General features: G+C 62.2%; 2 protein-coding genes and 1 tRNA gene. 2 read left to right on the top strand and 1 reads right to left on the bottom strand.

The features are described 5' to 3' along the window. Positions 1-1,031 precede the first annotated feature (1,031 nt). A tRNA-Pro gene (locus DIE21_RS36645) sits at positions 1,032-1,108 on the bottom strand. Positions 1,109-1,269: 161 nt separating this feature from the next. Here DIE21_RS36645 and sixA point away from each other — a divergent pair. Next, the gene (sixA, locus tag DIE21_RS36640; RefSeq protein WP_124502187.1) at positions 1,270-1,731 is read left to right on the top strand and encodes a phosphohistidine phosphatase SixA; all 462 of its coding nucleotides are present in this window, start codon (positions 1,270-1,272) and stop codon (positions 1,729-1,731) included. Positions 1,732-1,890: 159 nt separating this feature from the next. After that, positions 1,891-2,697, top strand: coding sequence for a GNAT family N-acetyltransferase (locus tag DIE21_RS36635; RefSeq protein ID WP_040143919.1), 807 nt, complete (start codon positions 1,891-1,893; stop codon positions 2,695-2,697). The last annotated feature ends 150 nt before the right edge of the window (positions 2,698-2,847 follow it).

Here is a 2,847-nt window from a genome sequence, read left to right as displayed (position 1 = left end):
TAGGCTTAAACATAGGCGGAAGACTACCTCAAAGTTTAAGCGTTACCTCGTGTCCGGTTTTCGCCGGGGCCGGCCCAATCATCAGTATCGATTCCGGTGCGCGGACAAGCACGTTTCCTCAATGTCCGGAGCGAGTTTTATGCTCAGGGTACGCGGACGCCGCGGGCCATTAACATGTCATCAGTGCGGGATTAAGCAAACCCTGATCCGTAATTGCGACATCGCCCATCAAGCAGGCGGTCAGTGTCTGAGTAAGCGGTATCGCGGGAGAAATACGCGTTACCGCTTTATCTGTGCCGCAAGTCATAAATTCGAAGCCACGGCTGCTTCGGTCTTGGATGGTCACTGGTGCGCAAAGTGCTCAACCGAACGACGATCCGAGCGGCGTCGACATCAAGGTGGGCTGAAGCCAATACAGGATCGTGCGCAAGAGCGTGGTGGCGAGTGCATATCGACCGTCTACGATGGCCGGATGGCGAAATATCGATTCAGATGCGGTTCGGTACACGAATGGGAGGCCGCGGGCTACGACATCTTGCGTAAGGCATGGTGTCAAGAATGCTTTGTCAATGGGCGGAGAAGGCCAGACGGACTTGTGAGCTACAAACGAAGGCGGCAGAGCACGGCGGCAGATGTCTCGCGTCCCTGTATCAACGTATTCAGGCTCGTTACCCATTTCAGTGCGACCGGGGGCACGAGTGGATGGCATGGGGTACGGAAATCTTGAAGGGGCGCGGGTGTCCGACGTGTCGCACCGAAGACAGGCAGCGGCAGGGCATCGAATTGATGCGATCGATTGCTGCGGATCGGGGTGGCCTGTGCGTATCCGAGCACTACGTCGACAACAACACGGAAGCTCGAACGGGAATGCGCGCGCGGTCATCCGGTCATCGATGGTGGGCGAGACCCCAGGCAGGTTGCGTCAGAGGCAACCGGTGTGCTGAATGTCAGTATCTATCGCAGATTACCGCAACGACTCGGCAGTACACCAAAGAAAAAGGGGTTAGCATCAGCTAACCCCTTGATTCCTTTGGTCGGAGCGATAGGATTCGAACCTACGACCCTCTGATCCCAAATCAGATGCGCTACCAGGCTGCGCTACGCTCCGACGAGCCAAAGATTCTATCGTCTAATGGGTAGCCGGGTCAATCACGATATGCATACGGCGCACATCATCACGAACCGCTCACGATTGGCGACAATGAGGATGATGATCGTCCGGCACGCACGTGCGCGACCGGATCGTTCGCCGACGCATGGAGAGATATCATGATGAACCTGATCCTGTGGCGCCACGCCGAAGCCGAAGACTACGCGGCAAACGACCTCGCACGCCAGTTGACGGCCCGCGGGCGCAAGGAAGCGCAGGCGATGGCCAAATGGCTGCGCAACCGCCTCGAGTCGAGCAGCGTGATCCTCGTGAGCCCGGCGGCACGCACCGTGCAGACCGTAGAGGCGCTGACCGACCAGTACCGGACCATCGATGCGCTCGCGCCGGGCGGCAGCGTCGACGACGTGCTGGCGGCCGCCGGCTGGCCGGACGGCATCGCGCCGACGGTCGTGATCGTCGGGCACCAGCCGACGCTCGGCAGCGTCGCCGCGCAACTGATCGCCGGCAACGACGACAGCTGGAGCATCAAGAAGGGCGGAATCGTGTGGCTCGCGAGCCGCACGCGCGACGGCAGCCGTCAAGCCGTGCTGCGCGCGCTGTTGACGCCGGACCTGGTGTGAAGGGGTTTGAAGGTATTGATCGTACGGTTCCGCAAGCTTTCTGCTAAAGTCAATTCGGCGACACGTCATTGAAAGGACACGGTCGTGCCACAGAACGGTAACGACCGGTTACTACATTGGCTGGCATGTCGTCCTATTCCTTACGATCAGGAAAGCCTAATGCGAGAACTGCCGACGCCTACGCTCCCTTTTGCCTCGCTTCCCCTCGACACGACGCGGCGTCACCTGCCGCGCGCTGCTGAAACCGTCACATCCGAGTACCGTCTGCGTGCCGCCTGGGCGCGCACGGAAGACGAGTTGCGCGAGGCCCAGCGCCTGCGCTACACCGTGTTCGCCGAAGAGATGGGCGCGCAGGTCAGCGGCCCCTCAGGCCTCGACGTCGATCCGTTCGATGCCTATTGCGACCACCTGCTGGTGCGCGATCTCGACACGCTGAAGGTGGTCGGCACGTACCGCGTGCTGCCGCCGCACCAGGCCGCGCGTGTCGGCCGTCTGTACGCGGAAGGCGAATTCGACCTGTCGCGCCTGACGCACCTGCGCGGCAAGATGGTCGAGGTCGGCCGCTCGTGCGTGCACAGCGACTACCGCAGCGGCGCCGTGATCATGGCGCTGTGGGGCGGTCTCGGCGCGTACATGATGCAGAACGGCTACGAGACGATGCTCGGCTGCGCGAGCGTGTCGATGGCCGACGGCGGTCACTATGCGGCGAACCTGTATCAGTCGCTGCCTGCCAGCTCGCTGACGGCACCGGAATACCGCGCGTTCCCGCATACGGCGCTGCCGGTCGACGAACTGCAGACGGGCACCGTCGTCGCGCCGCCGCCGCTGATCAAGGGCTATCTGCGACTCGGCGCGAAGATTTGCGGTGCGCCGGCTTGGGATCCCGACTTCAACTGCGCAGACTTCCTGACCCTGTTCCGGCTGTCGGACATCAACGCCCGCTACGCCCGGCACTTCCTGGGCTGAGCAAGCCGAATCGCGGCGCGCCGGTTGCGGCGCGCATGCATGCGAACGCCCTGGCGCCCCCGGGGGGGGGGCCGCCGCGGTGGGCGCATTGGGGGAGGGGGGGTTATTGGGGGCCGGGTTTTTTAAAAAGATTATGATTTAAACCAGCCG

Origin of the sequence: Burkholderia sp. Bp9140 (assembly GCF_003853425.1) — a bacterium.
Lineage (GTDB): Bacteria > Pseudomonadota > Gammaproteobacteria > Burkholderiales > Burkholderiaceae > Burkholderia.
The sequence above is the reverse complement of the archived record's forward strand: the minus strand, read 5'-3'. Positions and strand labels throughout refer to the sequence as shown.